This window comes from Bradyrhizobium sp. JHI2711 (assembly GCF_056156565.1).
Map to the genome: position 1 here is coordinate 737329 of NZ_JBPZPT010000002.1, position 24104 is coordinate 761432.

The 24104-nt window shown below is 64.9% G+C and carries 23 protein-coding genes; 18 read left to right on the forward strand and 5 right to left on the reverse strand.

Annotated elements, in window-relative coordinates; all coding sequences use genetic code 11:
• Positions 1-127: 127 nt before the first annotated feature.
• Positions 128-1009 (forward strand): alpha/beta fold hydrolase, encoded by an 882-nt coding sequence (locus tag ACTEK7_RS15950; RefSeq protein ID WP_225134349.1) that lies wholly within the window; start codon positions 128-130, stop codon positions 1007-1009.
• A 120-nt stretch (positions 1010-1129) separates the two neighbouring features.
• On the forward strand, positions 1130-1984 hold the full coding sequence (locus ACTEK7_RS15955; protein WP_225147455.1) for an SDR family NAD(P)-dependent oxidoreductase: 855 nt from the start codon (positions 1130-1132) through the stop codon (positions 1982-1984).
• A 200-nt stretch (positions 1985-2184) separates the two neighbouring features.
• Here the strand turns inward: ACTEK7_RS15955 and ACTEK7_RS15960 are convergent, their stop codons facing one another.
• Both ACTEK7_RS15960 and ACTEK7_RS15965 read right to left on the reverse strand, forming a co-directional pair.
• Positions 2185-2997, reverse strand: coding sequence for an SDR family oxidoreductase (locus ACTEK7_RS15960; RefSeq protein ID WP_225147454.1), 813 nt, complete (start codon positions 2995-2997; stop codon positions 2185-2187).
• Between the two features lie 91 nt (positions 2998-3088).
• The gene (locus tag ACTEK7_RS15965) at positions 3089-4147 is read right to left on the reverse strand and encodes a polysaccharide deacetylase family protein (RefSeq protein ID WP_225147453.1); all 1059 of its coding nucleotides are present in this window, start codon (positions 4145-4147) and stop codon (positions 3089-3091) included.
• Between the two features lie 164 nt (positions 4148-4311).
• On the opposite strand from ACTEK7_RS15965, the gene ACTEK7_RS15970 reads away from it, so the two are divergent.
• The 10 genes from ACTEK7_RS15970 (at position 4312) to phoB (ending at position 14267) form a co-directional block, all read left to right on the forward strand.
• Entirely contained in the window at positions 4312-5706 is a 1395-nt protein-coding gene (locus ACTEK7_RS15970; RefSeq protein WP_225147452.1) for an OmpA family protein, read from the forward strand.
• Positions 5707-5708: 2 nt separating this feature from the next.
• Positions 5709-6011 carry a hypothetical protein gene (locus ACTEK7_RS15975; RefSeq protein WP_036001688.1) on the forward strand — a complete coding sequence of 101 codons (303 nt, stop codon included), beginning with the start codon at positions 5709-5711 and terminating at the stop codon, positions 6009-6011.
• 448 nt (positions 6012-6459) lie between these two features.
• Entirely contained in the window at positions 6460-7515 is a 1056-nt protein-coding gene (locus ACTEK7_RS15980; RefSeq protein WP_036001683.1) for a lysylphosphatidylglycerol synthase domain-containing protein, read from the forward strand.
• Positions 7516-7560: 45 nt separating this feature from the next.
• Positions 7561-8853: an ATP-binding protein gene (locus tag ACTEK7_RS15985; protein WP_057028454.1), complete on the forward strand. Its 1293-nt coding sequence runs from the start codon at positions 7561-7563 to the stop codon at positions 8851-8853.
• Between the two features lie 149 nt (positions 8854-9002).
• Positions 9003-10016 carry a phosphate ABC transporter substrate-binding protein PstS gene (gene pstS / locus ACTEK7_RS15990; RefSeq protein ID WP_036042759.1) on the forward strand — a complete coding sequence of 338 codons (1014 nt, stop codon included), beginning with the start codon at positions 9003-9005 and terminating at the stop codon, positions 10014-10016.
• Between the two features lie 135 nt (positions 10017-10151).
• A complete protein-coding gene (pstC, locus tag ACTEK7_RS15995) occupies positions 10152-11141 on the forward strand; it encodes a phosphate ABC transporter permease subunit PstC (RefSeq protein ID WP_036001678.1) in 990 nt (329 codons plus the stop codon).
• 4 nt (positions 11142-11145) lie between these two features.
• Entirely contained in the window at positions 11146-11991 is an 846-nt protein-coding gene (pstA, locus tag ACTEK7_RS16000; RefSeq protein WP_225147451.1) for a phosphate ABC transporter permease PstA, read from the forward strand.
• Positions 11988-12809: a phosphate ABC transporter ATP-binding protein PstB gene (gene pstB, locus ACTEK7_RS16005; protein WP_008541003.1), complete on the forward strand. Its 822-nt coding sequence runs from the start codon at positions 11988-11990 to the stop codon at positions 12807-12809. The genes pstA and pstB overlap by 4 nt, the downstream gene beginning before the upstream one ends.
• Positions 12810-12820: 11 nt before the next feature.
• On the forward strand, positions 12821-13537 hold the full coding sequence (gene phoU, locus ACTEK7_RS16010; RefSeq protein WP_225147450.1) for a phosphate signaling complex protein PhoU: 717 nt from the start codon (positions 12821-12823) through the stop codon (positions 13535-13537).
• A gap of 22 nt (positions 13538-13559) precedes the next feature.
• A complete protein-coding gene (gene phoB / locus ACTEK7_RS16015; RefSeq protein WP_008143479.1) occupies positions 13560-14267 on the forward strand; it encodes a phosphate regulon transcriptional regulator PhoB in 708 nt (235 codons plus the stop codon).
• Between the two features lie 294 nt (positions 14268-14561).
• On the opposite strand, the gene ACTEK7_RS16020 is transcribed toward phoB, so the two are convergent.
• Positions 14562-15074 (reverse strand): GcrA family cell cycle regulator, encoded by a 513-nt coding sequence (locus ACTEK7_RS16020; RefSeq protein ID WP_036001664.1) that lies wholly within the window; start codon positions 15072-15074, stop codon positions 14562-14564.
• Positions 15075-15533: 459 nt separating this feature from the next.
• On the opposite strand from ACTEK7_RS16020, the gene ACTEK7_RS16025 reads away from it, so the two are divergent.
• The 3 genes from ACTEK7_RS16025 to ACTEK7_RS16035 all read left to right on the forward strand — a co-directional run bounded on the left by ACTEK7_RS16025 (position 15534) and on the right by ACTEK7_RS16035 (position 18960).
• A complete protein-coding gene (locus tag ACTEK7_RS16025; RefSeq protein ID WP_225147449.1) occupies positions 15534-16742 on the forward strand; it encodes an aspartate aminotransferase family protein in 1209 nt (402 codons plus the stop codon).
• Positions 16742-17677, forward strand: coding sequence for an ornithine carbamoyltransferase (argF, locus tag ACTEK7_RS16030; protein WP_036042744.1), 936 nt, complete (start codon positions 16742-16744; stop codon positions 17675-17677). Before ACTEK7_RS16025 ends, argF begins: the two co-directional genes overlap by 1 nt.
• A gap of 275 nt (positions 17678-17952) precedes the next feature.
• Positions 17953-18960: an Hsp33 family molecular chaperone gene (locus tag ACTEK7_RS16035; RefSeq protein ID WP_109142180.1), complete on the forward strand. Its 1008-nt coding sequence runs from the start codon at positions 17953-17955 to the stop codon at positions 18958-18960.
• Between the two features lie 188 nt (positions 18961-19148).
• On the opposite strand, the gene apaG is transcribed toward ACTEK7_RS16035, so the two are convergent.
• A complete protein-coding gene (gene apaG / locus ACTEK7_RS16040; RefSeq protein ID WP_024337101.1) occupies positions 19149-19541 on the reverse strand; it encodes a Co2+/Mg2+ efflux protein ApaG in 393 nt (130 codons plus the stop codon).
• A gap of 195 nt (positions 19542-19736) precedes the next feature.
• Between apaG and ACTEK7_RS16045 the strand changes: the two genes are divergently transcribed.
• The 3 genes from ACTEK7_RS16045 to ACTEK7_RS16055 are packed head-to-tail and all read left to right on the forward strand — an operon-like array spanning position 19737 to position 22774.
• Entirely contained in the window at positions 19737-20993 is a 1257-nt protein-coding gene (locus ACTEK7_RS16045) for an OpgC domain-containing protein (protein ID WP_036020420.1), read from the forward strand.
• Positions 20993-21772, forward strand: coding sequence for an SGNH/GDSL hydrolase family protein (locus tag ACTEK7_RS16050; protein ID WP_036020422.1), 780 nt, complete (start codon positions 20993-20995; stop codon positions 21770-21772). The genes ACTEK7_RS16045 and ACTEK7_RS16050 overlap by 1 nt, the downstream gene beginning before the upstream one ends.
• A 12-nt stretch (positions 21773-21784) precedes the next feature.
• Positions 21785-22774 (forward strand): SGNH/GDSL hydrolase family protein, encoded by a 990-nt coding sequence (locus ACTEK7_RS16055; RefSeq protein WP_036020425.1) that lies wholly within the window; start codon positions 21785-21787, stop codon positions 22772-22774.
• 114 nt (positions 22775-22888) lie between these two features.
• On the opposite strand, the gene ACTEK7_RS16060 is transcribed toward ACTEK7_RS16055, so the two are convergent.
• Positions 22889-24076, reverse strand: coding sequence for an O-succinylhomoserine sulfhydrylase (locus tag ACTEK7_RS16060; protein ID WP_036042741.1), 1188 nt, complete (start codon positions 24074-24076; stop codon positions 22889-22891).
• Positions 24077-24104 lie beyond the last annotated feature (28 nt).

Sequence of the window (24104 nt, forward strand, 5' to 3'; positions counted from 1 at the left end):
AGCCCAGCAAGCGGGGGAGCGCGCGAAATCAGCCGTCGGTAATGAAAATGTAAGCGGTCTGTAAAGTGTTGCCGTCGCGCTTCGCGCATTCTTGCCAGGCGAAACCCTCAAGACCGGAGTGATGGCGATGAACGCAGCCTCAACAATGCTGCAGGATAGGCACGGCCACATCGACTATGGCGAGGAGGGCACGGGACCCACCATCGTGTTCGTGCCGGGATCGTGGGCGACCGCGTCAAGCTGGCGGGGCGTGATCGAGGCGCTCGGCGGTCGTTTCCGGACGGTGACGACGAGCCTTCCGGGTTATGGCGGCACGAGGGACCGACGGACGGCTGCCGATACATCGATCGATCGGCAGGCGGAGATCATCGAAGCCGTGATCCGCCGGGCCGGCGGTCCCGTGCATCTCGTCGGACATTCCCTCGGCGCGCTCGCGTGTCTGGACGTCGCGCTGTGCGGGATGCTGCCGCTCATGAGCCTGACCCTGATAGAGCCGGTGGCTTTCGGCCTGCTGCGCCGGGAGAGCCAGCTTGCGCTGTATGAGCAGTTCACGGCGATGCGCGATGCATACTTCCAGGCGTTCGAAAACGGCGAGAGGGAAGCCGCGCTCCGGGTGATCGATTATCTCGGCGGTGAGGGCAGCTTCGATGCCCTGCCGTCCCGGATGCGACAATACATCGTTAGGACGACCGCGACCCAGGTTCTGGACATGCGTTCGGCATTCGATCCACCATTATCGGCTTTCGCCAACATCCTGCTCCCAACCCGCCTCATCTGCGGTGAGCGTAGCCCGCAAGCGTTGCAGCGAAGCGCGGAAATCCTGACCCGTGCGTTGGCGAACGCGTCGCTATGCACGATAGCGGGCGCAACCCACTTTATGCCGGGCACGCACGCTGCGGAAGTAGCCCAGCGCATTGGTGACCATGTGTCTACGACCGAAGCGCTTGCTTGGGACAGCCTGTCCATCGCCTCTCCGTTCAGTTCACGATCGCTCGGCCATGCGGTCTAGATCACCAACTGCTTCCGCAGCGCCCTCGCCGGCTGCCTCGGTCATCGCAGGCGCGGAGCCAGCGCCCCGCGGCGCAATTTCGCGGGCGAACTGGTTGAGTGAAAGCAAGGTGGAACGCGCATGAGAGACTTGATTGGACAGACCGCATTCGTGACTGGCGCTGCCTCGGGCATCGGACTGGGGATCGCGACCGTGCTGTCGCGGGCGGGCGTGAGGGTCATGCTCTGCGATATCGAGGAGGAGGCGCTGAAAAAAGTGGTCGCGGACCTGAAGACACGAACCAAAGCCGATGTCGATGGCGTGAAAGCGGACGTTTCGCTCAAGGGCGAACTTCAGGCGGCAGCGGACGCGACCGTCGCGCGGTACGGCAGAATCCACATATTGGTCAACAATGCGGGCGTGGGTGGCGGCGGCACCTTTGGTGAGTGGACTGATTCAGGCTGGAACTGGGTCCTCGGCGTCAATCTGATGTCGGTGATCTGGGGCTTCGAGATATTCGGTCCGCTGATCGAAGCGCACGGCGAAGGAGGGCAGGTTGTTTCCACGGCGTCCGTCTCCGGACTGATTACGGGACCAAGTCCGGCATACGATGTAAGCAAATATGGAGTGGTGGCGCTCTCCGAGGGGATGCGTAACGTGCTCGCGCCGAGGAAGATTGGGGTCTCCGTTCTGTGTCCGGGCTTTGTCCGCACGCAGATCATGAACTCTCGGCGCAACGTGCCGCACCGATTTGCCGGGGCTGTCGGCAACCCTCCGCCGACAGAAGGACCACGCGCGGAGATCATCAAGGCATTGCATGAACGGATCAACAACGGCGTTGATCCGCTCTACGTAGGCGAGCTGGTTCGCGAGGCCATCGAAAACGACTGGCCCTACATTTTCACCGATACTGAGCACGAACCATTCATCGAGCAGCGCTTCGCAGCGATCAAGCAAGGATTCGACCGGATACGCGGACGAACGCCGCGACGCTAGCTCTCGCATCCATAGATTTTGAGTACACGCGCCAGCTCGACGCGTGTTTTGCCCGACGTGTCAACTGCATGGCGGCTGCAAATGTTGTCTCCAGGCCGCTCGAAAGATCCCTTATCGATCAAGGGGCCCGCTACTGTGCATGGGGTTGTTTTCGACGTTTTGGTTTTGAGCCCCGATGCACGTGACGGGAGACCGCCGGATCAATCGCTGTCCCACCCGCTGCCCTTGATTCCCGGATTCGCATAGACGATGCCGCCGTCCACCGCGATGGTCGCGCCGACCACGTAATCGCCGGCGCGGGAGGCGAGGTAGATCGCAGCGCCCGCCATGTCCTCGTCGGTGCCGATGCGGCCCACGGGGACGCGCGTTGCGACCTCGTCGGCGTGGTCGCGCGCGGCGCGGTTCATGTCGGACTTGAACGGGCCCGGCGCGATCGCGGTGACGACGATGTGGTCCGGGATCAGCTTCACCGCCATGCGCCGCGTCAGATGAATCAGCCCGGCCTTGCTCGCGGCATAGGAATAGGTCTCGCCGGGATTGACGAAGATGCCGTCGATCGAGGCGATGTTGATCACCTTCGCCGGCCGTTCCGCGCTTGCCGAGGCGCGCAGCGTCGGCGCCAACGCCTTGGTCAGGAAGAACGGCGCCTTGACGTTGAGGTTCATCACCTTGTCCCAGCCGTTCTCCGGGAATTCGTCGAACTCCGCGCCCCAGGCGGCGCCCGCATTGTTGACGAGGATGTCGAGCCGGGACTCGCGTTTCCCGAACTCGCTGGCCAGCAGCTCGGCGCCGGCAACGGTCGAGATGTCGATCGGCAGCGCGATGCATTCCCCGTCATATTGCGCGCTGAGCTCCTTCGCGGTGGCCTCGCACGGTCCGGCCTTGCGCGCGGTGATGTAGACCTTTGCCGCGCCGGCGCTGAGAAATCCCGCCGCGATCATCTTTCCGATGCCGCGCGAGCCGCCGGTTACCAGCGCGATGCGGCCTTTGAGCGAGAACAGATCGTTGAACATGCGTTCCTCCCTTGGTTGCCGCCGGTTGTGGGCGGAGCAGGGAGGGGTGTCAAGGAAGGCGCGCTTGTCCTCGACCAGTGCAGATTGAGGCCTACGCCGCCGCGATGCGGCGGAAGCCATTCCACATCGCGGTCGCGGCGCCCGAGGTCAGCACCGGCAGGATCCGCGCGTCCTGATAATTGCCATTGAGCGAGACGCGGGGCAGCGCGGTCATGTGGTCGGCGTTCTCGGCGAACAGCATGCCGGGCCGCGTCGTCACCGCGGTCTTGAAACCGGCGGATGCGGCAAGGGCGAATTCGCGCGCGCCCGCGGCGTCGCGGTCGCCATAGGGATAGGCGAGGTGCAGCACGGGGCGCTCCAGCACCTGCTCGATCCGCGCGCGGCTTGCGGCCATCTCCTGGGCGGCGATGTCTTCCGTCTGCTTGGCGAGATTGCAATGGCTGATGCTGTGCGCGCCGATCGTGACCAGTGGATCGGCGGCAAAGGACTTGAGCTCGGCCCAGGACAGGCACAAGCCGCGGCACAGCGCTTCCATGTCGACGCCGTAAGTCCTGCACAGCGCCCCGATCTCGCGCGCAAGATCCTGCTCGCCCGGCAGCGCGCGCAGCCAGTCGTGCAGGCGGTCGAATGCCGCTTGCTTCGCCGCGACACTGTTCGCATCGAGCCGCAGGGCGGAATTGCCGATCTGAATGTCGATCTGCTCGGCCTTGGCGATCACGGCCTCCAGCGCCGTCCACCACAATCGCCCGGTGCCGTCGGCAAAATCGCTCGTGACGTAGACTGCCAGCGGCGCGTCAAATTCGCGCAGCACCGGCAGCGCGTAATCCAGATTGTCGCGGTAACCGTCGTCGAGGGTGAAGGCGGCGAAGCGACGGTCGAACCGGCCCTGCACCAGCCGCTCATGCAGCTCGTCCATGCTGACGATGTCGATGTCGCGCGAGCGCAAATGGCACAGCGTGGCGCGCAGGAAGTCGGGGGTGACCTCGAGATGCCGGTTCGGCTGGAACGCGGCCTCGCGCGCCGGCCGCACATGGTGCAGCATGAAAATGGCGCCGACGCCCGACAAGAGCGGGCGCAACAGGTGGTGCGCCCCGCTGAGATAGAGTGCTCCCAGCCCGGCGCGGATGACGTTGTTACGCAGTTGTTTCATGACCGGGTGGGGGACTTTGGCATTCCGGCCTCAACTTACGGAAGAACCCTTGAAGAAAAAGTTATTCCGATTGTCCCACCCGGGCCTTGGGACCAGGGCCATTTCCGGTTTGACAGCCTGCCAAGGGTTTGTTTTGTCTCCGTTTCCAGAGGTCGGGTCGTCGAATGCAGAAGCTTTTCTCGTGGGCCAGCAAATGGTGGCCGGGGTTGATCCCCCTTGCCGTCATGTGGGGATTTGCGGCCTGGAATAATACCTTACCGGTCGAGGCTGATCTGTCGGCCCGCAGCTCGGCTGCGCTCAAGGACACCGTTCTGGACAAGACCCGGATCGCGGTTGACGGCCGCGACGTCAGCCTGGCCGCGGACGCCTTCTCCGAGGAGGGGCGCCGCGACGCAGTGATGGCGGTCGAAACCGTGCCCGGCGTGCGGCTGGTCGACGACCGGACCCGCCTCGTTCCCGAGGCCAAGCCCTTCGTGTGGAATGCCGAGCGCGACGTGGTGCGGGTGACGCTGTCGGGCTCCGCGCCGCTGCCATCGATGAGGGCCCGGCTGACCGAGGCGGCCCGCAAGGAAGTCGGCGGCGTCGAGGTCGCCGACCAGATGGGGCTGGCGCGCGGGGCGCCGCCCCGGTTCGAAGCCGCCGCGATGCTGCTGCTGGATCAGATCGGCAAGCTGAAGGACGGCAAGATCACGATCACCGACACCAAGGTCAATCTGTCGGGCATGGCGCGTGAGCTCGGCGGCCGTGAGGCGATCGCGGCTGCGCTGAAGAACCTGCCCGAGGGTTTTTCGATTGCGGCCAACGAGATCAAGGCGCCGCCCTACATCTTCCAGGCCTACAAGGATCCGGTGGCTGCGACGGTGACGCTGACCGGCTATGTTCCGGACAACAACGTCCACGCCGCGATCGGCACCAGCGCCTCCCGAAAGTTCTTCACCGAAAAGGTCGTCGACAATCTCAAGGCCAGCATCGGCGCCCCCGGCTCCTTCAGCACGGCTGTTATCGCTGCGCTCGGCGCGCTGTCGCGGCTGTCGACCGGCACGCTGGTCGTCTCCGACCGCGAGGTGAAGCTCTCGGGCGATGCGCTCTACGAGGGCGCCGCCAACGAGATCCGCGCAGGCCTCGGCAAGGACTTCCCGAAGAACTGGCAGTACAAGCCGGAGATTACGGTGAAGCCCGCCGCAGGCCCGGTCGACGGCACCGTGTGCCAGCAATTGTTCTCGGAGCTTCTGACCAAGGGCAAGATCCGTTTCGCGAACAGGCGCGCGGACATCGATCCTGACTCGGCCGGCATTCTCGATCGCCTCATCGAGACCGCGCTGCGCTGCCCCACCACCAATATCGAGGTCGTCGGACATACCGACGCCGATGGCGAGGATGTCTTCAACCAGGCCCTTTCGGAAAAGCGCGCGCAGGCGGTGATCGACTATCTGGTCAAGGCGGGCCTTCCTGCCAGCCGCTTCACCGCGGTCGGCCATGGCAGCACGCAGCCCGTCGCCGGCAACGACACCGATGAAGGCAGGGCGCAGAACCGCCGCATTGAATTTCTGGTGAGGTGACGATGCCCTATCTCGTCTCGTTCCATCTGGGCTGGCTGATCGGCTCGCTGCTGCTGGGCTTCTGCATGGGCTGGATCTCGGTGGTCCAGCGCGGCAACGGCACCTCGAAGGTGATTGCGCGGTGGCTCGCAGTGCTTGCCGCCGCCCTGGTCGCGGCCTCTCTCACCCATGTGGTCCCCGGTCGCTTCGGCTACTGGCTCGACCTCGGCCTGATCATGTTCGCCTGCTATCTCGTCGGCGGCACGATCGGAGCGTGGCTGCGCGATCGGGTGGTCTCGCGTACCGCGCCGCCAGCCGCTGTGTGATGTTGCTATGCACCCTCACGCGCGGGGCGGGGTGTGCTCCGCCGCGGCCTTTCGGCGCATTGGAAAACCGGGACCTGGCCGCTCCAGTCACCCCTCTTTCAACCGGCAGGCCGGCTCCATAGATTGACGTTGGCTTAAGGCGTGACGGAACATTGTGCGGCCGAAATCATCAAAACTTCATGGCCCCTGCGCAGGATCGCCTGGAGATTCGCGCCAAGCCTTGCCGACGAAAGCGCCAAATTCTGCACTGGGAGCTGCGACCCTGCCTAAAATATTGAAGGCACGTGTTTTTGTTCGAATTGGCGAATTCCACTTCGGCCGAAAACGCGCTAGTGGAGGGGCAGGGGGCATGCGCGATTCCGGCGCCGGCGACGAGGGTTCGTTGAATGCCTGCGCGTCCGCCTGTCCGCCGGCCACCCTGGCCGCTGAAGCGTTGTTCGAGGTCTAGATGCTGGAAGCCATACGCAGGGCGACGACGTTTCTGCGCCAGAAGCAAGTCCTGCATAAGCTTGGAGTCGTGATCAGCATCGCGGTCATCGGCATCGCTTGCTACGTGCTCTACCACATGCTGCGCGGCATCGATTTCAACGAGGTCCTCGAAGCGATCAAGAGCACCGAGCCGAGCCAGATTGCGATGGCGGCGCTATTCGTCACTGCGGGCTATTTCACGCTGACCTTCTACGACCTCTTCGCCACGCGCGCGATCGGCCATGCCCACGTGCCCTATCGCATCAACGCGCTCGCGGCCTTCACCAGCTATTCGATCGGCCACAATGTCGGCGCCTCCGTCTTCACCGGCGGGGCGGTGCGCTACCGCATCTATTCGGCCTATGGGCTCAACGCGATCGACGTCGCAAAAATCTGCTTTCTCGCCGGCCTGACCTTCTGGCTGGGCAATGCCGCGGTGCTCGGCCTCGGCATCGCCTACCATCCGGAGGCGGCAGCCTCGATCGACCAGCTGCCGGTCTGGCTGAACCGGACACTGGCGCTGATGATCATCGTGGCGCTGATCGGTTACGTGATCTGGGTCTGGAGCCAGCCGCGGGTGGTCGGCCGCGGCCCTTGGACGGTGGTGCTGCCGGGCGGCCCGCTGACGCTGCTCCAGATCGCGATCGGCATCGTCGATCTCGGTTTCTGCGCGCTGGCGATGTATGTGCTGGTCCCCGACGAGCCCAATCTCGGCTTCGTAATGGTCGCGGTGATCTTCGTCTCGGCGACCCTGCTCGGCTTCGCCAGCCATTCGCCTGGAGGCCTGGGGGTGTTCGATGCCGCCATGCTGGTCGGGCTCTGGCAGATGGACCGCGAGGAGCTGCTGGGCGGCATGCTCCTGTTCCGCGTCCTCTATTATCTGTCTCCGTTCGTCTTATCTGTAATCTTGCTGACGTTTCGAGAGGTTATAATCGGCGCCCGATCGAAGCGCTTGCAACAGGCGGCGCTCAAGCTGGACCCCGGCCCGGCGCCTGAAGCCGCCTATGTGAGAGAGCGCAGCGACAGCGGCGCCTGACCGGTGTCAGGTCCTTAAGGACAGTCCCAGGAGAAGTCCGCCCCGATGGCGATCGACGCCCCCTCTTCTCCCTCCGCCCAGCCCTGGTCCGATCGGCTGCGGCACTCGACCATCATCCTGATCGCCGCGGCGCTGGCGCTGTCCGTCGTGGTCTCGCTCGGCGAATTGTCGGCGCTGCACGCTGCAATCGTGTTCCTCTGCATCGCGGCGGCTGCCTTGATCCCGTGGCGGCTGCACGATCCCGCCACCTCCCGCGACGACGTCAGACGCATCAACCCGGTCGAGAGCGCGGCGGTGGCCGCGGTGGTCGCCGGCATGCCGGACCCGGCGGTGCTGCTCGACCGGGCCGGCCGCGTCATCCACCTCAACGCCGCCGCCGCCCAGCTCGCGCCGGCGCTGCGCAAGAACGAGCTCGCCCAGTTCGCGCTGCGCTCGCCGGAGATCATCACCGCGCTGCGCGAGGCCATCGCAACCACCGAGCCGCGGCGCGCGACCTATCTCGATCATGTTCCGGTCGATCGCTGGATGGAGCTGATCATCACGCCGGTGCCGGTGCCGACCAGCTTCGGCGGCGCCGACAAATGCATGCTGATGACCTTCCACGACCAGACGCCGCTGCGCCGGGTCGAGGAGATGCGCGCCGACTTCGTCGCCAATGCCAGCCACGAGCTGCGCACGCCGCTGGCGGCGCTGTCGGGCTTCATCGATACGCTACAGGGCCAGGCCAAGGACGATCCCAAGGCGCGCGAGCGCTTTCTCGGCATCATGCACAACCAGGCCACGCGCATGGCGCGCCTGATCGACGATCTCTTGTCGCTGTCGCGGGTCGAGCTGTCGGCCCATGTCCGGCCCGACACCCTGGTCGATCTCGTCCCGATCATCCGCCAGGTCGCCGACGGGCTCGAGCCGCTGGCGCGCGAGCGTCAGGTCGAGGTGGACATCCACCTGCCGGAGCCGCCGGTGATGATCGCGGGGGACCGCGAGGAGCTGCTCCGCCTGTTCGAGAACCTGATCGAGAACGCGCTCAAATACGGCGCCTCCGGCGGGCGCGTCATCGTGTCGCTGACCTCGAGCGCCGCCGCTGACGGAACTCAGGAAATGCGGGTCATGGTCCGCGATTTCGGCCCGGGCATCGCGCCGGAGCACCTGCCGCGGCTGACCGAGCGCTTCTATCGGGTCGACGTCGGCGACAGCCGCTCGCAAGGCGGCACCGGGCTCGGGTTATCGTTGGTGAAACATATCCTTAACCGTCATCGCGGCCGCCTTTTGATCGAAAGCGTGCCCAGGCAGGGCGCCACCTTCACCGCCTGTTTTCCCCAGATCAAGACTCCGGCTTGATCGGAAACGCAAGCAATTTCAATTGCTTGGTGTCGTCATCCAACTGTCACGAAACCTTCGTAAAAGCACAGCCGACCGCCCCTAAAGCGGCGGCGCGGGGAGCGCGATCGGGCGCGGATGGCGCTTCGCTCCCCTGTATGGAGACCAGCATGAATTTCCTCAAAACCATGGTCGCTGCCGGCTTGGTCGCCGCATCGACGACGGTAGCCTTTGCGGCCGACATCACCGGTGCCGGCGCGACGTTCCCGTTCCCGATCTATTCGAAGTGGGCTGACGCCTACAAAAAGGAGACCGGCAACGGTCTGAACTACCAGTCGATCGGCTCGGGTGGCGGCATCAAGCAGATCCAGGCCAAGACCGTGACCTTCGGCGCCACCGACGCGCCGCTCAAGGCCGAGCAGCTCGAGAAGGACGGCCTCGTCCAGTGGCCGATGGTGATGGGTGCCATCGTCCCCGTCGTCAACATCGAGGGCGTGAAGCCGGGCGAGCTGGTGTTCGACGGCGAGACCCTGGCCAACATCTATCTCGGCAAGATCACCAAGTGGGACGATGCCGCGATCAAGAAGCTCAATCCCAGCGCGAAGCTGCCGTCAGAAGCCATCACCGTGGTCCGTCGTTCGGACGGCTCGGGCACCACCTTCAACTTCACCAACTATCTCTCCAAGGCCAGCGCGGACTGGAAGAGCAAGGTCGGCGAGGGCACCGCGGTCGAGTGGCCGGTCGGCGTCGGCGCCAAGGGCAACGAGGGTGTGTCGGGCAACATCAGCCAGACCAAGAACTCGATCGGCTATGTCGAATACGCCTATGCCAAGCAGAACAAGCTCACCCACACCGGTCTCGTCAACAAGGCCGGCAAGCCGGTGCAGCCGACCGTCGAGGCCTTCCAGGCGGCCGCCTCCAACGCCGATTGGTCCAAGGCTCCCGGCTATTACGTCATCCTGACCGAGCAGCCCGGCGAGAAGTCCTGGCCGATCACGGCGGCGACCTTCATCCTGATGCACAAGTCCGCCACCGACAAGGCGGCCGCGCAGGAAGCGATCAAGTTCTTCCGCTGGGCCTTCAAGAACGGCGGCAAGATGGCCGAGGAGCTCGACTACATTCCGATGCCGGACAGCGTCGTCCAGCAGATCGAGAAGACCTGGGCTGCCGAGATCAAGAGCTAAGGCGCTATATGTGTCCCGGACACGGTTCCGGGACGCTGCAAGATCTCCGCTCCGGATCGGCCTCCTGCCGCATCCGGAGCGCGCCACCAACAACAAGCGTACATAAAACGGGTATAGGGGATCGGCGTGGCTGAGATGGCTGTTGAGAGCAATGTGATTGATGCTGCCGGTCCATATGATCGCGCCAAGGCCTTGAGCGCGTTCAAGCTCGGCGACGTCACCTTCTACTGGATCACGCGGTTGTCCGCGATCTCGGTGCTGCTGATCCTCGGCGGCATCATCATCTCGCTGATCGTCGGCGCCTTCCCGGCGATCCAGGAGTTCGGCATCTCCTTCCTGTGGACGCAGCGCTGGGCGCCCTCGGCCGATCCGCCGGTGCTCGGCGCGCTCGGGCCGATCTACGGCACGCTCGTCACCTCCTTCATCGCGATGCTGATCGCCATTCCCGTCGGTCTCGGCATTGCGATCTTCCTCACCGAGCTCTGCCCGCAATGGCTGCGGCGCCCGATCGGCATGGCGGTCGAGCTGCTCGCCGGCATCCCCTCGATCATCTACGGCATGTGGGGCTTCTTCGTGCTCGGCCCGTTCCTGGCCAACACCTTCCAGCCTTTCATGATCAGGGTGTTCGACGGCGTCCCCGTGCTGGGCGCGATCTTCGCAGGGCCCCCGTCCTATCTCAGCCTGTTCAACGCCGCGCTGATCCTCGCCATCATGGTGCTGCCCTTCATCACCTCGATTTCGGTCGACGTGTTCAAGACGGTGCCGCCGGTGCTGAAGGAAGCCGCCTACGGCGTCGGCTGCACCACCTGGGAGGTCGTCCGCAGCGTGGTGATCCCCTACACCCGCGTCGGCATCATCGGCGGCGTCATGCTGGCGCTGGGCCGGGCGCTCGGCGAGACCATGGCGGTGACCTTCATCATCGGCAACTCGTTCCGGATCTCCTCGTCGATCTTCGCGCCGGGCACGACGATTTCGGCGGCGATCGCCTCCGAATTTGCCGAGAGCGACGGCCTGCACCAGTCCGGCCTGATCCTGCTCGGCCTCCTGCTGTTCGTGCTGACGTTCTTCGTGCTCGCTGCCGCCCGTTTGATGCTGCTGCGCCTCGAAACCAAGGCCGGGAAGTGAAGCCATGAACCCGATCTATTCGCGCCGCCGCCGCTGGGACATCGTCATTCGCGGCCTCTGCATCGCAGCCGCCGCCTTCGGCGTCACCTGGCTCGCGCTGATCCTGGTCACGCTGCTCTACAACGGCCTGGCCGGGCTCAACCTCCAGGTCTTCACAGCTGACACGCCGCCGCCTGGATCGACCGAGGGCGGCCTGCGCAACGCCATCGTCGGCTCGCTGATCATGACCGTGATCGGTGTCGGCATCGGCGCGCCGCTCGGCCTGTTCGCCGGAACCTATCTGGCCGAGTACGGCCGCAACGACAAGCTGACCTCGGTGATCCGCTTCATCAACGACATTCTCCTGTCGGCGCCCTCGATCATCATCGGCCTCTTCATTTATGGCGCGGTGGTGGTGCCGATGCGCGGCTTCTCGGCGATTGCGGGCGCGCTGGCGCTTGCCGTCATCGTGATACCGGTCGTCGTGCGCACCACGGAGGACATGCTGCTGCTGGTGCCGAATCCATTGCGCGAAGCTGCCAGCGCGCTCGGCCTGCCGCGATCGCTGGTGATCAGGCGTATCGCGTACCGTGCGGCGCGCGCCGGCCTCATCACCGGCGTGCTGCTCGCCACCGCCCGGGTCGCCGGCGAGACCGCGCCGCTGCTGTTCACCGCGCTTTCAAACCAGTTCTTCAGCCTGGGGCTGGACAAGACGATGGCCAACTTGCCGGTGACGATCAACAATTTCGTGCAGAGCCCCTACGCCTACTGGAAGCAGCTCGCCTGGAGCGGCGCGCTGCTGATCACCCTGACCGTGCTTGCCCTGAACATTGGCGCGCGCATCATCGGCGCCGAGAGGACTGCAAAATGAGTGAAATGTCTGTTTCCGTCAGTGCGCCAACCGTTCATCCCGGCTCGCAGCCGCTGCCCGAGGCGCCCGCCAAGGTCACCGCGCGCAACCTGAATTTCTACTACGGTGAGCACCACGCGCTGAAGAACATCAACCTGGCGCTCGGCACCAATCGTGTCACGGCGTTCATCGGCCCGTCGGGCTGCGGCAAGTCGACCCTGCTGCGCATCTTCAACCGGATGTACGATCTCTATCCGGGCCAGCGCGCCACCGGCCAGCTGCTGCTCGACCAGACCAACATCCTCGACCCCAAGCTGGACCTCAACCTGCTGAGGGCCCGGGTCGGAATGGTGTTCCAGAAGCCGACGCCGTTCCCGATGACGATCTACGAGAACATCGCCTTCGGCATTCGTCTCTACGAGAAGATCTCCAAGTCCGAGATGGACGACCGCGTCGAGAAGGCGCTGCGCGGCGGCGCGCTGTGGAACGAGGTCAAGGACAAGCTCAATGCCTCCGGCCTGTCGCTCTCCGGCGGCCAGCAGCAGCGCCTCTGCATCGCCCGCACCGTCGCGGTGCGGCCCGAGGTGATCCTGTTCGACGAGCCCTGCTCGGCGCTCGACCCGATCTCGACAGCCAAGGTCGAGGAGCTGATCCAGGAATTGTCAGAGAACTACACGATCGCGATCGTCACCCACAACATGCAGCAGGCGGCGCGCGTCTCCGACAAGACCGCCTTCATGTATCTCGGCGAGTTGATCGAGTTCGACGACACCAGCAAGATCTTCACGTCGCCGAGCGATCGGCGCACGCAGGATTACATCACCGGCCGGTTCGGCTGAGGAGACGGAACATGGGTTCTGAACATACCGTAAAGGCTTTCGACAGCGACCTTCAGGAGCTCACCCGCCTGGTCGCCGAGATGGGCGGCATCGCCGAGCGCATGATCGTCGATTCCGTCGACGCGCTGATCCGCCGCGACGTCGCGCTCGGCCAGCGCGTCGTCACCACCGACGCCGAGCTCGACGCGCTGCAGAAGCGCATCGAGGAGCGTGCCGTGCTCACCATCGCCCGCCGCCAGCCGATGGCTGTCGACCTGCGCGAGATCGTCGGCGCCATGCGCGTTGCGACCGATCTCGAGCGCATCGGTGATCTCGCCAAGAACATGGGCAAGCGCGTCGCGGCGCTGGAGACGGATTTCCATCCGCTCAAGCTGTTCCGCGGCCTGGAGCACATGACCGATCTCGTGCAGCAGCAGGTCAAGTCGGTGCTGGACGCCTATGCCGCGCACGATTTGCCGGCGGCGATGGCGGTGTGGAAGGGCGACGAGGAAGTCGACGCCATCTGCACCTCGCTGTTCCGCGAGCTCCTCACCTACATGATGGAGGATCCGCGCAACATCTCGTTCTGCATCCACCTGATGTTCTGTGCCAAGAACATCGAGCGGATCGGCGACCACGCCACCAACGTCGCCGAGACAGTGTTCTACATGATCGAGGGCCAGGCGATCACCGACAAGCGGCCGAAGGGCGACATGACGACCTTCGCCACGACGGTGCCGAATACCTGACGACTTAAGGAGCGACGACCACATGGGCGCACGCATTATGGTGGTTGAGGACGAGGAAGCTCTCACCGAGCTTCTCCGCTACAACCTCGAAGGCGACGGCTATGACGTCGAGACGGTGATGCGCGGCGATGACGCCGACACCCGCCTCAAGGAGCACATTCCCGATCTGATCGTGCTCGACTGGATGCTGCCGGGCCTGTCAGGCATCGAGCTGTGCCGGCGGCTTCGGACCCGCCCCGAGACCAAGCAGCTGCCGATCATCATGCTCACCGCGCGCGGCGAGGAGAGCGAACGGGTGCGCGGGCTCGCGACCGGCGCGGATGATTACATCGTCAAGCCGTTCTCGGTGCCGGAGCTGCTCGCGCGCGTGAAGGGCCTGCTCAGGCGCGCAAGTCCCGAGCGCCTCGCCACCGTGCTCGCCTATGGCGATATCGAGCTCGACCGCGACAAGCGCCGCGTGGCGCGCTCGGGCCGGCCGATCGATCTCGGTCCGACCGAATATCGCCTGCTGGAGTTCTTCCTGGAGCATCCCGGCCGCGTGTTCTCGCGCGAGCAGCTGCTCGACAGCGTCTGGGGCCGCGACATCTACATCGACGAGCGCACCGTCGACGTGCATATCGGCCGCCTGCGCAAGCTGCTCAATCTCGGCCGCGAGCAGGACCCGATCCGCACCGTCCGCGGCGCCGGCTACGCGCTGGACGATCGCTTCGCGAAGGCTGAGCAGACATAAAGCGCCAGCGACAGCTGGTTTGGCGAACTGCGGCGCCGATCTCGGCCGTCATCCCGGGGCGCGCGCAGCGTGAGCCCGGGATCTGAGCGCTTGCGCTCTTCGCGATTAGCCACAGGACGTGGTTTGGCGAAGACTCGGAGTGACCATCTCGCGCAACGATTGCGCCCCGCGGTTACGGATCCCCGCCTTCGCGGGGATGACACCGAGCGATTGGGAGCCGTCATCGTGTGACGGCTGCAGTCTTGGCGATCAAGCTTGGCGATCAAAGCTTGGCGATCAGGGAATTCCGCAAGCTCACCGCGTGCCCGGTTTCGGTGCTGCGCGACGGCGATCCGCTGCGGGCTGATAGGCCACGCGCGAATGCTGGGCACAATAGGGCAGGCCGGAGAGCGCCTTGCCGCCGCAGAAGAAGAAATCCGGGCTCGAGGGATCGCCGACCGGCCAGTGGCAGGTCGCCTCGTTCAATTCCAGCAGCGACAGCCGCTGGCTCATCGGCACCACGTTGTCGTAGGTAACCGGCTCGGCTTCCAACTCGACCTCGAAGGCCTGCGCCAACGCGGTGTTGCCGCGCGCGACGGGGCGGGTCACCCGCATCATATGCTGCGCGGGCCGTGCCTTGCGCGGCCGCGGCGCTGCCGATGAAGGGCTCTTGGCGCGGCCGGACAGGCCGAGCCGGTGCACCTTGCCGATCACGGCATTGCGGGTCACATTGCCGAGCTCCGCCGCGATCTGGCTGGCCGAAAGTCCGGCCTCCCAGAGCTTCTTCAGCTGCTCGACGCGATCATCGGACCAGGTCAAAACCGTCATTGCACCCTTTCCCTCGCTGCGCGCCTGCCATCCTGGGGCCTTCGCAGCGAATGCTTTAGCCTTGAAAAACCCGTGCCGTCAGAATCCCTTAAGGCTCGCCGGGCGCGCTCAAGACGCCCGAACGTTTACGCCGGTACATGAGGACTTCTGGGATCAGAACTGCTGCACGAGATGTCGTATCTGACAGTCCAAACGCTACAATATGGCGTGACTCCCGCGCAAGAGTCCGCCGACTCGCTTCCACATGTTCCGTGGTGAAAAACCCGCAAAATCGGCACCGCAAGACTACGGAATCAGCGTTTCGCGAGGCTTTCCGGGCGGCATTGACACCCGTCTTGCCAGGCATAAGATAGTGCCACGTGCCGCCCTTAAAAGGCGGCACGTTTCGTTTTCCGGGGCCGGTCGATGGTGCGTCGCGCAATGCATGCCTCACACCGTCCGCAACATTCAAGTGACGTCATGACTAACAGCGCAGCGCCGCATTTGCTCCCCGTTTTCGCCAGGGCCGACCTCGGTTTCGAGCGCGGCGAAGGCTGCTGGCTGATCGCGACCAACGGCGATCGCTATCTCGATTTCACCTCGGGTGTCGCGGTGAATGCGCTCGGCCATGTCCATCCCGCGCTGGTCAAGGCATTGCAGGAGCAGGCGACCAAGCTCTGGCACATGTCGAACCTGTTCCAGAGCCCTGACGGCGAGAAGCTCGCAAGCCGCCTCTGCAATGAGAGCTTTGCGGACTTCGTGTTCTTCTGCAATTCCGGCGCCGAGGCGCTGGAAGGCGTGATCAAGCTGGTGCGCCACCATCACTTCTCCAAGGGGCATCCGGAACGTTACCGCATGATCACCTTCGAGGGTGCCTTCCATGGCCGCACGCTGGCGACGCTCGCCGCCACCGGCTCTGCGAAATATCTCGAGGGCTTCGGTCCGCCGATGGACGGCTTCGATCAGGTGCCGCACGGCGACCTCGACGCCGTGAAGAAGGCGATTGGTCCGCACACCGCCGGCATTCTCATCGAGCCGATCCAGGGCGAGGGTGGCGTTCGTTCTGCACCTCACGCCTTCCTGAGGGCGCTGCGCGAACTCTGCAACGAGCGCGGCCTGTTGCTCGCCTTCGACGAGGTGCAGACCGGCATGGGCCGCACCGGCGAGCTCTTTGCCTACAAGCGCACCGGCGTCACACCGGACGTGATGTCGCTCGCCAAGGCGCTCGGCGGCGGCTTTCCGATCGGCGCGGTGCTGGCAACCGCGGATGCGGCCGCCGGCATGGGGCCCGGCTCGCACGGCTCCACCTTCGGCGGCAATCCGCTCGCGATCTCGGCTGCCAACGCCGTGCTCGATGTCATGCTCAAGCCCGGCTTCTTCGACCACGTGCAGAAGATGTCGCTGCTGCTCAAGCAGAAGCTCGCCTCCGTGATCGATCGTCATCCCGAAATCGTCAGCGAGGTGCGCGGCGAGGGCCTGCTGATCGGTATCAAGGCGGTGGTGCCTTCGGGCGATCTCGTCGCGGCGCTGCGCGCCGAAAAGCTGCTCACCGTCGGGGCCGGCGACAATGTCGTGCGCTTCCTGCCGCCCCTGATCGTCACCGAAGCGGAGATCGAGGACAGCGTCGGGCGGTTAGAGCGCGCCTGCACTGCGATCTCCTCCAGTCAGACCAAGCGGGCGGCAAGCTGATGAGCACGACGCCCAACAAAGCTCCCAAGCACTTCCTGGACATCAACGAGCTGCCGCTCTCGGAGCTCAAGAGCATGCTCGCCGCCTCTTCGGCGATGAAGGCGAAGCAGAAGGCGCAGCAGCCGGTCAGGCCGCTCGAGGGCAAGACGCTGGCGATGATCTTCGAGCGTCCCTCGACCCGCACCCGCGTCTCGTTCGACGTCGGCATGCGCCAGCTCGGCGGCGAGGCGATCATGCTCACCGGCGCCGAGATGCAGCTCGGCCGCGGCGAGACCATCGCCGACACCGCGCGGGTTCTGTCGCGCTATGTCGACGCCATCATGATCCGCATCCTCAACCACGATGCGCTGCTGGAGCTTGCGGCCAACGCCACCGTGCCCGTCATCAACGGCCTGACGCGGCGTTCGCATCCCTGCCAGGTGATGGCCGACCTCATGACCTATGAGGAACATCGCGGCCCGATCGAGGGCAAGACGGTGGCCTGGACCGGCGACGACAACAACGTGCTGGCGTCCTGGGCCCATGCCGCCGAGCGCTTCAAATTCCAGCTCAATGTCGCAACGCCGCCGGAGCTCGCACCGAAAAAGGCCATGCGCGACTGGATCAAGGCGACGGGCGCGCCGATCGTGCTCGGCACCGATCCGGAAGCCGCCGTGCGCGGCGCCGATTGCGTCGTCACCGACACCTGGGTGTCGATGGGCGACAAGGAGGGCGAGCACCGCCACAACGTGCTCAAGCCCTACCAGGTCAATGCCAAGCTGATGTCGCTGGCCAAGGCGGACGCATTGTTCATGCATTGCCTGCCGGCCCATCGCGGCGAGGAGGTCACCGACGAGGTGATCGACGGGCCGCAATCGGTCGTGTTCGATGAGGCCGAAAACCGCCTGCACGCGCAGAAGGGCATCTTGGCCTGGTGCTTCGACGCGGTGAAGTAGGCCCGCCAGAGGCCCCGCTGCGGCCTCACACGCAATTGTCGTCCCGGACAAGCGCGCCAACAACATGCAATCCGGGACCCATAACCACAGGAAGTCGTTTGGCGAAGACTCGGAGTTGCCATCTCGCTCGATGACGTGGTCCTGTGGTTATGGGTCCCGGGCTCGCGCGTTGCGCGCCCCGGGACGACACCGAGCTTGCTGTAGCGTTGTGCACCCTCATCGCAGCCGGAACGCGCCCCCTTCCATTTCCGCCCTCCGACCCCAGATAAAGCGCCATGGTTTCCCAGTCTCCTGACATGAACACCGGGCCTGAAGGCCCGGTTCGCGCGCCATCATCGGTTCCGATCGATGACGCCGTGCTGCCTTACGAGGTCGACGCGCTTGACGTGCGCGGGCGCCTGGTGCGGCTTGGCCCCGCGCTCGACGACATCCTCACCAAGCACGATTATCCCGCAGCCGTGGGCAAGCTGCTCGGCGAGGCCATCGTGCTGACGACGCTGCTCGGCTCGACGCTGAAATTCGAGGGCCGCTTCATTCTTCAGGCCCAGACCGACGGTCCGGTGTCGTTCCTGGTGGTCGACTACAAGGCCCCGGACCGCCTGCGCGCCTATGCGCGCTTTGACGCCTCGCGCCTGGGCACGGCCAAGGATTCCGGCACGCTGCTCGGCCGCGGCCATCTCGCCATGACCATCGACCAGGGCCCCGACATGAGCCGTTACCAGGGCCTGGTTGCGCTCGACGGCGGCAGCCTGGAAGACGCCGCCCACGAATATTTCCTTCGCTCCGAGCAGATCCCGACGCGCGTGCGCCTCGCGGTCGGCGAGGAGTGGCGCTCGAGCGACGGCGGCAAGCATCGCTGGCGCGCCGGCGGCATGCTGATGCAATTTCTGCCGAAGGCGCCGGAGCGCGCGCGGCAGGCGGACTTGCATCCCGGCGATGCGCCCGACGGCACCGAGGTGCACAGCGTCGCGGAAGACGATGCCTGGGTCGAGGCACGCTCGCTGATCGAGACGGTCGAAGACGTCGAGCTGATCGATCCCGAGCTCTCCGGCGAGCGGTTGCTCTACCGCCTCTTCCACGAGCGCGGCGTGCGTGTGTTCAATCCGCAGGTGCTCGAGGCGCGGTGCTCCTGCTCGCGCGATGCGGTCGCCGCGATGCTCAAGAGCTTCTCGCACGACGACCGCGCCGCCATGGTCAAGGACGACAAGGTCGTCGTCACCTGCGAGTTCTGCTCGTCGGTGTATCAGTTCACGCCGCACGAGGCGGGCGTCGAGGACGCCTGAGCCTACCCGCGTCGCTGCACTCGCAATGTCGAGTGGAGCAGTGCCACACGCGCGGTGTCATCGCCCGACTTGATCGGGCGATCCAGTACTCCGAGACGATGCTGATCGAAACGAGAGGCCGCGGCGTAGTGGATGCCCCGGTCAAGCCGGGGCATGACAGTTGTGAGTGTTACGGCGAACTCGCCTCTCTAATTCAACACCCGCTTGTTGTCGGGGCTGTCCAGCGAAAACGTCGGCACGTCGATCTCGAAGCGTTCGCCGGTTTCGCTGACCATCTGGTAGCGGCCGGTCATGAAGCCCGAGGCGGTCGAGAGCGGCACGCCGGAGGTGTATTCGAAGCGCTCGCCGGGGGCGAGGATCGGCTGCTCGCCGACCACGCCTTCGCCCTTCACCTCCTGCTGGCGGCCGGAGGCATCGGTGATGATCCAGTGCCGCGTCTTGAGCTGCACGGTCTCCTCGCCCGAATTGGTGATGACGATGGTGTAGGACCAGAAGTAGCGCGAGCGGTCGGCCGACGATTGCTCCGGAACAAAGTTCGGCTCGACGGTCACTTCGATCTGGCGGGTCACGGCGCGGTACATGGCTGTCATCATACCGAAATCCGCCCCGGGAACCAAACCCCCGCGGGCGCCTTGGCGACATCGTCCCGCCAGAATTGGCGGGAAAGCACACCATCGAGGGAGACACCCTGATGTGATCCGGACGCTTTGCGAGACGACAGCCGGACCATTACACTGCTTCAACGTCGCGATTTGCGGAAGGGTTTCCAGGCCCCGATGACCATTGCCGACCAAGTGACGGGATCGACCATCGCAGGAACCGCGGGCGCCAAGCCCGCAGGGACCAAGGCGCGCGCCGCAGCGCCGGCCATCACGCTGCCCGCCATCGGCGAGCGCGAGCTCCGGCTCGATCTGTTCCGCGGCCTCGCGCTGTGGCTGATCTTCATCGACCATCTGCCGCCCAGTCTGCTGACCTGGTTCACGATCCGCAATTACGGCCTCAGCGACGCCACCGAGATCTTCATCTTCATCTCCGGCTACACCGCGGCCTTCGTCTATGGCCGGGCCATGCTGGAGAGCGGCGTTCTCATCGCCACCGCGCGCATCCTGCGCCGGGTCTGGCAGATCTACGTCGCCCACGTCTTCCTGTTCACGATCTTCCTCGCCGAGATCTCCTATGTCGCGACCAGGTTCGAGAACCCGCTCTACACCGAAGAGATGGGCATCATGGACTTCCTCAAGCAGCCCGACGTCACCATCGTGCAAGCGCTGCTGCTGCGCTTCCGTCCCGTCAACATGGACGTGCTGCCGCTCTACATCGTGCTGATGCTGGCGCTGCCTCTGATCCTGTGGTCGATGAAATGGCGGCCGGACGTCACGCTCGGGCTGTCGGTCCTGCTCTACGCGGTGACCTGGGAGTACGACCTTTACCTGTCGGCCTATCCGAACGGCTTCTGGGCCTTCAATCCTTTCGCCTGGCAATTGCTGTTCGTGTTCGGTGCCTGGTGCGCGCTCGGAGGTGCGCGTCGCATGTCGGGCATCCTGGCCTCGCCCGTGACGATGTGGATCTCGATCGCCTATCTCATCGCGGCGTTCTACGTGACCTTGACCTGGTACGTGCCCCAGCTCTCCCAGTTCATGCCGAAGCAGATCGAACAATGGATGTATCCGATCGACAAGACCGACCTCGACGTGCTGCGCTTCGCGCACTTCCTGGCGCTGGCGGCGCTGACCGTACGCTTCCTGCCCCGCGACTGGCCGGGCTTGAAATCGCGCTGGCTGCGACCATTGATTCTATGTGGTCAGCATTCGCTCGAGATCTTCTGCCTCGGCGTCTTCCTGGCCTTTGCCGGCCATTTCGTCCTCGCCGAAATCTCCGGCGGGCCGGTCATGCATGCGTTGATTAGCCTCTCCGGAATCCTGATCATGTGGGGGGTGGCCTGGGTCATTTCGTGGTACAAGCGTGTGGCTGACAAGAGCGGTGCGAAAACCAAAAACGCCGTCGGCAACGCCGATCTGGCGGGAGGGGGCTGATGAAGGCGAAGGTTCTCCTGAGCCTGGTCCTGCTATGCGGTAACCTCGCCGCGCCCACGGCGCGCGCGGGCGATGCCGCGTCTGCCGCATCCCCTATGCCTGCGGCCTGCGAACTGCCGTCCTATCTGCTGACCAGCGAAAGCCAGCTGCCCAAGGTCGCCGAGGCGATCAAGGCCGGCAAACCGCTCGACATCCTGGTGATCGGCAGCCGCTCGACCACGATTCCGTCGTCGGAGAGCAGCTCCTATCCGGCGCGCATGGAGGCGATCCTCAAGGAGAAACTGCCGCCCTCCGAGCCGGTGCACGTCTCCGTAGAAATACAGAGCAAGAAAACGGCAGAGGAGACCGCGTCCACCTTCGTTAAGCTGATGGAAGCAAAAACGCCTACTTTGGTCATCTGGCAGACCGGGACCGTGGATGCTATCCGATCCATCGATCCCGACGAATTTCGTAGCGCGGTGACCGACGGGGTTGTTGCGTTGCAAAAGGCAGGGGCGGACGTCGTCTTGATGAATTTGCAATATAGCCCGCGCACCGAGACCATGATCTCGGCGCAGCCTTTTCTCGATAATATGCGCGTCGTGGCACAGGAGCACGACATCCCGCTGTTCGATCGTTTCGCGATCATGCGGCAGTGGAATGAACAGGGTCAGTTCGACCTGTTCAACCCGTCCCGCGGGCCTGAGCTGGCGAAGCAGGTCCATGATTGCCTTGGCCGGGCGTTGGCACAGTTCGTGATTGACGCTGCCCATCTGGAGCCGGCCCAGCAGCAAAATTGAGGTCTAGCGTTAATGAGTTCTCTCCGCCCTTTTTGCCTGACGTCATGGCTGGCCGTGCCTGCAACAGCAGTGCTGTTGTTGCTGACGCCCGCCTCGCATGCGCAGACGCCGGCTGCACAGCCGGCGACCCCCGCACCCGCCCAGTCGCCTGATCCCGCGCCCGCTACGCCGTCCCAGACCACCGTCGCCGCGAGGTCGCCCGAGCAGCGCGGCGTCACCTCGCGCGCCATCGACAAGGTGAAGGAGGTCGCAAAGTCCGCCGCCGACATCTTCAGCCGCGTGCCCTGCCTGCCGCCGAAGGGCGGCTCCAAGGCGATGGGCTCGCTGCCGCATGTTGCGAGCAAGCTGGTCGCCGGCCAGCCCGTGGTCATCGTCGCTTTCGGCTCCTCGTCGACCCAGGGGTTCGGCGCGAGCTCGCCGGAGTTCAATTACCCCAATCGTCTCGCCGCGCAGCTGCGCCGGCACTATCCGACCGCCGACATCAGCGTCATCAATGCCGGCGTCGGCGGCGAGGACGCCCCCGAGATGATGAAGCGTCTGCAGACGCAGGTGATCGACAGGCATCCGGATCTCGTGATCTGGCAGGTCGGCACCAACGCCGTGCTGCGCAATCTCGATCCTGCCGATACGGCCAAGCTGGTCGAGGACGGCATCAGCCGCATTCAGGCCGCCGGCGGCACCGACATCGTGCTGGTCGATCCGCAATATTCGCCGGCCGTCAACCAGCGCAAGGAGAGCGCCGGCAAGATGATCAAGCTGCTCGGCAACGTCGCCGAGCTCCGCAAGGTCGGCATTTTCCCCCGCTTCGAGGTGATGCGCGACTGGCACGAGAACCAGTCGATCCCGGTCGAGAGCTTCGTCATCGCCGACGGCCTGCACATGAACGATTGGGGCTATGCCTGCTTCGCCCAGCTGCTCGGCGACGACATCATCCGCTCCGTCGGCCAGATCAAGCTCGGTGTGAGCGTGCCCGCCGATGTGAGAACGTACCGGCCGATGTGAGAGGGTGCGTAGGGTGGGTTAGGCGAAGCCGTAACCCACCACTGTCTATCTCCGCGGATGCAGCAGAGGTGGATTACGCCTTCGGCTAATCCACCCTACGAGACCTCGCTTCCCTCACGCCTTCTCCAGCGCCGCGGTGAGATCCTCGATCAGGTCATCCGCGTGCTCGAGCCCCGCCGAGAAGCGGATAAATCCCTCGCTGATGCCGAGCGCGGCGCGGTCTTCCGGCTTGAGGCGCTGATGCGTCGTCGTCGCCGGATGCGTGACGAGGCTCTTGGCGTCGCCGAGATTGTTGGAGATCTTGGCGAGCTTCAATTCGTTGAGCACACGGAACGCCGCCGCCTTGCCGCCCTTCACCTCGAAGCCGACCAGCGTCGAGCCGCCGCGCATCTGCTTCTTCACCAGCGCCGCCTGCGGATGATCGGCGCGGCCGGGATAAACCAGCCGCGAAATCTTCGGATGGCTCGCCAGCACCTCGGCGACGCGCGCGGCCGTGTCGGTCTGCGCGCGCACGCGCACGCCCAGCGTCTCCAGGCCCTTGAGCAGGACCCAGGCATTGAACGGCGAAATCGACGGGCCGGTCTGGCGCATGAAATTGTGGATGTGCTCGGCGATGAAGGCTTCGGAGGACAGGATGATGCCGCCGAGACAGCGGCCCTGGCCGTCGATGTGCTTGGTCGCAGAGTAGACGACGACGTCGGCGCCGAGCGCGAGCGGGCTCTGCCAGATCGGGGTTGCAAACACGTTGTCGACGACGAGCCGCGCGCCGCCCTTGTGCGCGATCTCGGCGATCGAAGGGATGTCGAGCACGTCCAGCGTCGGGTTGGTCGGGCTCTCCAGGAAGAACGTCTTGGTGTTGGGCCTCAGCGCCCGCTGCCACTGGTCGAGATCGAGCCCATCGACCAGCGTGGCCTCGATGCCGTAGCGCGGCAACAGGTCCTGGATGACGTAGAGGCAGGAGCCGAACAGCGCACGGGAGGCGACCACGTGATCGCCGGCCTTGAGCGGCGCCAGGATCGCGGTCGTCACCGCCGCCATGCCGGTTGCCGCCGAGCGCGCGGCCTCGGCGCCTTCGAGCTCGATCATGCGGCGCTCGAACATTGCAATCGTCGGGTTGGAATAGCGCGAATAGATGAAGCCGGGATCTTCGCCCTTGAAGCGCGCCTCGCACTCCTCCGCGCTGGCGTAGACATAGCCTTGCGTCAGGAACAGCGCCTCCGAGGTCTCGCCATATTGCGAGCGCAGGGTGCCGGAATGGACCAGGCGGGTTTCGGGGCGATAAGTGGCAGACGACTTCGACATAGGACCCTCTCCGACATGACCGTCGAGG